Origin of the sequence: Acinetobacter sp. UBA1496, assembly GCF_002324975.1 — a bacterium.
In the GTDB taxonomy this organism is placed as follows: Bacteria; Pseudomonadota; Gammaproteobacteria; order Pseudomonadales; family Moraxellaceae; genus Acinetobacter; species Acinetobacter variabilis.
Genome location: NZ_DCRI01000017.1, coordinates 22,024 through 28,201, shown reverse-complemented (window position 1 = coordinate 28,201; position 6,178 = coordinate 22,024). Strand labels below are relative to the sequence as shown.

General features: G+C 42.7%; 6 protein-coding genes. All 6 read right to left on the bottom strand.

Annotated elements, in window-relative coordinates; translation table 11 throughout:
- Window positions 1-138 precede the first annotated feature (138 nt).
- The 6 genes from cyoE to B3143_RS01560 all read right to left on the bottom strand — a co-directional run bounded on the left by cyoE (window position 139) and on the right by B3143_RS01560 (window position 6,155).
- Window positions 139-1,017 (bottom strand): heme o synthase, encoded by an 879-nt coding sequence (cyoE, locus tag B3143_RS01585; protein ID WP_005236026.1) that lies wholly within the window; start codon window positions 1,015-1,017, stop codon window positions 139-141.
- A gap of 10 nt (window positions 1,018-1,027) precedes the next feature.
- Window positions 1,028-1,357 carry a cytochrome o ubiquinol oxidase subunit IV gene (locus B3143_RS01580; RefSeq protein WP_171065470.1) on the bottom strand — a complete coding sequence of 110 codons (330 nt, stop codon included), beginning with the start codon at window positions 1,355-1,357 and terminating at the stop codon, window positions 1,028-1,030.
- Window positions 1,354-1,974 (bottom strand): cytochrome o ubiquinol oxidase subunit III, encoded by a 621-nt coding sequence (gene cyoC, locus B3143_RS01575; RefSeq protein WP_004783873.1) that lies wholly within the window; start codon window positions 1,972-1,974, stop codon window positions 1,354-1,356. The genes B3143_RS01580 and cyoC overlap by 4 nt, the downstream gene beginning before the upstream one ends.
- Before the next feature lie 4 nt (window positions 1,975-1,978).
- Window positions 1,979-3,967: a cytochrome o ubiquinol oxidase subunit I gene (gene cyoB, locus B3143_RS01570; RefSeq protein ID WP_166134966.1), complete on the bottom strand. Its 1,989-nt coding sequence runs from the start codon at window positions 3,965-3,967 to the stop codon at window positions 1,979-1,981.
- Window positions 3,968-3,970: 3 nt separating this feature from the next.
- Complete coding sequence (cyoA, locus tag B3143_RS01565) at window positions 3,971-5,047, bottom strand: ubiquinol oxidase subunit II (protein WP_005236020.1); 1,077 nt, start codon at window positions 5,045-5,047, stop codon at window positions 3,971-3,973.
- 301 nt (window positions 5,048-5,348) lie between these two features.
- The gene (locus B3143_RS01560; protein WP_034704208.1) at window positions 5,349-6,155 is read right to left on the bottom strand and encodes an RDD family protein; all 807 of its coding nucleotides are present in this window, start codon (window positions 6,153-6,155) and stop codon (window positions 5,349-5,351) included.
- Window positions 6,156-6,178: the final 23 nt, after the last annotated feature.

Sequence of the window (6,178 nt, the reverse complement as noted above, 5' to 3'; positions counted from 1 at the left end):
TTCAGCGGACGCTTACAGTTAATGAAAAAATTTACAAGAAGGAAATTTCTGGAAGAAACACAGTTACTTTAAATTGGCTTTAAGGGAATTATTTATTTAGCAGAAGAAATAAAAAAGATAGAGTAAAACTCTATCTTTTTAAAAAAATATGATTGGATTCTGCGGGGCAGTAGAAGTAAAACTGAAAATAATACTGATCACGGTAATCAGTTTGACCGAGAACATGAAATACTGTTTTGCCCATGCCTGATCATCTTCAGCTTTAAAGCCCTGAATACTGAGATAGATCCAGTAAAGCGTCATCAGATTCAATACCACCAGATAAATCCAGTTTGCATAACCATAAACAAATAGAGCATTCATGGTGATTCCGAACAATATCACGTAGATCAAAGATTCGATCTTGGTACGTCGAATTGAACGGGCGACAGGCAGAATTGGAATGCCTGCATTTTTGTAATCTTCAAAACGGTAAACTGCAATTCCCCATGAATGAGGCATTTGCCAGAGTGCATACCCTAGAAAAATTAAAAGGGCACCTAAGTCAAACTGACTTGCAACTGCGGTATAACCGATCACAGGCGGTGCTGCGCCAGAAATACTGCCTACCAGTGTTTGGTGAATAGTTGTTCGTTTTGTCCATAAGCTGTAAAAACCAACGTATACGACAAAACCAATAACTGCGAATAGGAAAGCGTATGCATTTACCCAGAACCATAAAATGCCAAAACCGATTACACCCAGTACAAAAGCAAAGGCGAGAGCAACAGGTACAGAAATGGTTTTTTTGACAAGTGCGCGATTTTGCGTGCGCTGCATTTTTTGGTCGATGTCCTGATCAATAACGTTATTGACCACGCATCCTGATGCTACTACGAGAGTAGTACCAATAAGAGTAAGAAGCAGGAGAAGGAAATCTACAGAACCTTGAGTGGCTACGAAGTAGCCACCCAAAGTGGTAACAAAGTTACCGAAGAGAATTCCTGGCTTAGTCAGGAATAAATACTTTTTCAGCATGACAACCAGTTTAGATCATCATATTGTAGTGTAGGTAGTTCATGATCCATACAGAACCCACTAAAAGAATAGCGATGGTTAAGATGGTATACACAAATGCAATTACGTTCCAGCGTTGCTCTGAAGAAGAGTTCATGTGCAAGAAGTAAATTAATTGCACAAGAATCTGAGCGACTGCAGTAATTGCAATAGCAGTAATCAAGATACCGCGGCTAAAACCACCTGTCATGACCATACCGAATGGAATTACAGTAAGGACAACAGACAGGATGAAGCCAACAGTATATTGCTTCATGTTACCGTGTGATTCGCCAGCAGCGTTATGATCATGACTCATTATAGAACTCCCATCAAGTAAACTACGCTGAATACACAGATCCATACGATGTCAAGGAAGTGCCAGAACAAGCTTAGGCACGCAAGACGACGAGTGTTAGGTAGAGTCAAACCATATTTCTTGATTTGAATCATTAACACGATCATCCATACCAAACCTGAAGTCACGTGGATACCGTGCGTACCTACCAACGTAAAGAACGAAGACAGGAACGCAGAAGTGCTAGGGCCATGACCAGCATGAACTAAATGATTGAACTCATAAAGTTCCATACCGATAAAGGCAGCACCGAATAACCAAGTGATCGCTAACCAGGTAAGAACCTGACCAACGTTTTTCTTGTAGGCAGCTAGAACGGCAAAACCAAAAGTTACGGAAGAGATCAAGAGGGCAAACGTTTCAGTTAAAACGAAGCCTAATGAATCACCAAACAGATCACGCGCGCTTGGAGTGCCTAATGGAACGTGGCTACTTAAAACAGCGAATGCAATGAAGAGTGTACCGAAAAGGATAAGGTCACTCATCAAGTAAGTCCAGAAACCAAAGACAGTGATGTCAGTATCATCGTGATGATGATGCTCATCGTGCCCGTGGTTATCGTGATGAAGTACTTCAGCCATGGTCTTAGTCCTTCTTCAAGTGTTTTTCAAGGATCGCATAACGTTCACCTTCAATACGCTCAACTTCAGCAGCAGGAACATAGTAATCCACTTTCTTGGTGAAAGAAGACACGATGAAGCTGATGATAGCTGCTACGAAAGTAACCGCTACTAGCCACCAGATGTGCCAGATTAACGCGAAGCCCATAACAGTGATGAACATTGCGATAATGAAACCAGCAGCACGGTTAGTCGGCATATGGATATCTTCGTACTTCGTAGGTTTTGCATAAGCAACACCGTTTTCTTTCTCGATCCAGAAAGTATCAATACCATTGATCTTTGGAAGATGAGCAAAGTTATAGAACGGAGCAGGAGAAGATGTAGCCCATTCAAGCGTACGACCATCCCATGGATCGCCAGTCAAATCTAGACGTTGATCGCGTTGTAGGAAACCAACAACGATTTGCATGATGAAACATACAATACCAAGTGCAACTAGAACAGCACCGAACATTGCGATGTTTACATACGGATCCCAGTCTGGGTTATCAAATGTATTCAGACGACGAGTCATACCCATGAAACCAAGGATATAAAGTGGCATGAATGCAAAATAGAAACCGAAGAACCAGAACCAGAATGCTGCTTTACCCCAAGTCTCATTCAGTCTCCAACCGAACATTTTCGGCCAGTAGAAGATGATACCCGCGAACATAGCGAATACTACACCACCAATAATTACGTTATGGAAGTGAGCGATCAGGAATAAAGAGTTGTGTACCAGGAAGTCCGCTGGTGGAACCGCCATCAATACACCTGTTAAACCACCGATACCAAAGGTCACAAGGAAGCCAAGTGTCCATAGCATTGGGGTAGTGTAAACGATACGACCCTTGTACATGGTGAACAACCAAGAGAAGATTTTCACACCAGTAGGAATCGCAATAATCATGGTCATGATACCGAAGAATGCGTTAACGTTGGCACCTGCACCCATGGTAAAGAAGTGGTGAACCCATACAACGAATGACAATACTGTAATTGCAACTGTTGCATAGACCATTGATTTGTAACCGAACAATGCTTTACGAGCGAAAGTCGATACAACTTCAGAGTAAATACCAAATGCTGGCAATACCAGAATGTATACTTCTGGGTGACCCCAAGTCCAAATCAAGTTCACATAAAGCATTGGGCTACCGCCTAGCTCGTTTGTGAAGAAGTGGAAGCCGAAGTAACGGTCAAGAGACAGCATTGCAATAGTAGCAGTCAACACTGGGAATGCTGCGATAATCAATACTGCTGTACATAAAGATGTCCAGGTAAAGATTGGCATTTCCATCAGTTTCATGCCAGGCGCACGCATTTTGATGATGGTAACGAAGAAGTTAACACCCGTTAATAGCGTACCCAGACCTGAAATCTGCAGTGCCCAGATGTAGTAATCCACACCTACGCCAGGAGAGTATTCAATGCCTGATAGTGGAGGATAAGCCATCCAACCAGTCGCAGCGAATTCACCAATCGCAAGTGAAGCCATCATCAGACCCGCAGCACCAGCGAACAGCCAGAAGCTTAAAGAGTTCAATAATGGGAATGCAACGTCACGTGCACCGATTTGAAGCGGTACAGAGATGTTCATTAAGCCAACAACAAGACCCATTGCCACGAAGAAGATCATGATCACACCGTGTGCGGTGAAGATCTGATCATAGTGTTCTGGGTGCAAGTAGCCTTCGCCGCCACCTTTTGCAAGGAACTGCTGAAGACGCATCATGATCGCATCGGCGAAACCACGTACCAGCATGATCACTGATACAAAGATATACATGATACCAATTTTTTTATGGTCTACAGATGTGAACCATTCGTTCCACAGGTAGCCCCATTTTTTGAAGTAGGTAATACCCGCAACAACTGCGATACCACCTAAGATCATCATTGCAACAGTTACCAGTACGATTGGATCGTACGGAATTGCATCTGGACCTAACTTACCTAAGAAGCTCATGAATTATTCTCCTTGAGAAGCAGTCGCATGTTCAACATCTACATGTGCTTCAGAAGCAGCTGCTTCCTGGTGAGCAACAGAAGACGCTGAGTGATCAGCACCGTGATAGTTACTCATGTAGTTATTGATCACAGATTCAAACAAACCTTGCTCAACAGAAGAGTAGTAAGTCACTGGATGTGGCTTAGTTGGGTAAGGCTTCATTGCTTCAGCAGCAGCCTTCTCTTCAGGAGTCGTAGCTTTTGCAATAATCGCTTCGATTTGGTGTTTACCACGGTTACCGTCACGCAAGCTTGCAAATTCAGCTTGGTCTAAAACAGTTTTTTGAACTGCTTCTGGATTTACTGAAGTACCGTTACCTGCTTTAACTGCAGCTACCCATTCAGCAAACTGAGCATCAGTCACAGCATGTGCACGGAAGCGCATTTGTGAGAAGCCATAGCCTGAATAGTTAGAAGAGAAACCGCGGTAGCCTTCAGCTGGGCTAGTTTCGTCTGCCATTAAGTTCAGGTGAGTTTGCATACCCGCCATTGCATAGATCTGACCACTTAACGCAGGGATGAAGAATGAGTTCATCGTGAAGTTAGAAGTCAAACGAAGACTTACCGGAGTTTTCTCTGGGAAGCGAATTTCGTTTACAGTCGCAATGTTTTGTTCTGGGTAGATGAAGATCCATTTGAACTGTTCAGCAATAACCTGAACTGTTAATGGTGCTTTATCTGCCTCAAGTGGGCGGTATGGGTCGTACTTGTGGGAACCCCACCAAGTTAACCAAGCTAAAATACCAATAATAATGACAGGGATACCCCAAACTACAATTTCAATCGCAGTAGAGTGTGCCCATGTAGGTTTATAGTCTGCGTCTTTATTCGATGCGCGATATTTCCAACCGAACCATAATGCCATGATAATTGATGGAATTACCACCAACAGCATTAAGTAAATCGCAGTCATCATCAGGCTACTTTGGCCTTCAGCAACTGGACCCTTAGAGTTCAGAAGTACTAGATCACCACCACACCCTGTTAAAAGTGCAGCCATCGTTGATAAAGACAATACAGCTAAAATCGTTTGTCTCATTTTACAACCTCGGTGAAGAGTCCCATTCCCTAATTTAATATGGGATAGCGATTAAAGTGTCGCATGATAAAAGAGGCCGTTTTTTTACAAAACACCCTTCTAATCATAATACACCGCTACGTTGTAGGGCATTATGCCTGATATTGCCAAACTAAGCTATATATAAAGGTGCTTTAAATGACTGTAATAAAAACCGATTTTGTCGGTCGGATTTCAAGAATATTTATAGGAATTTTATTGTAATTTCAAAGTTATGTAGGAAAATGGGATGCCAAAACATCCCATTTTATGGCAGGACTAATTATTGTTTAACGACTTGGGTTTTTGCCAGTTTATCGTGCACGGTTTGACGTTTTTGCCCTAAACCGAACGCCCAGTCAATGATTGTGCTGAGTGGCATGAAGATAATATTCAGGAGAATAAGGAACACACTGCGAATAGTGAAGGCACGCATCAAGCTGGTTTTTTCACCAGTCTCAGCATCTACGATCTTAATTTTAGTCAGTTTTTTACCGATACTTTGACCCGATTTGGCAATCAGAAAAGCCTGAATAGCGAGCATGATCACCAGGTAAATTGCAGTCGCAATCCATGCCTGCTGTGAAAACATGTCAAACATCTGAGTCTGTAGCTGCTGTGCCAAAGCAGGGTCAGCATCACTACTTAACATCACATTCATAAATTCCTGGTTCAGTTGTGCGAATTGGGTTTCCTGTTCAGGAGTAAAAAATGCGGTCAAAATAAACGTCGCAGGCAGCCATAAAAGCAGATCCACAATCTTGGCTAAAATACGGCTTGGAATACTCGCCAGTTCTTTTTTTGCTGCAACATTTTGAGAGCTGCGGGCACGAAGATGGTCTGTACTTGACTCATTTGCGTTCTGTGGAGCCTGATAGGCAGGTGTTGCTGGCATTTCTGGTGCTACATAGCCTTCAGGCTGATAGATCAGTTTCCCTTGGGTGAGTTCACCTAAAGCTTTCCATTCGGTCATACCTTGATGCCAAGCCAAATCAGTCAGAAGTACCTGTTGGTTGGCAAGCATCTGATTTAATTGCTCGAGCGTATATGGGCCAGCTTGTTGATTATTTCGTGCCAAGTAAATCTGCATATAAACTGAATCTCAAAAATATA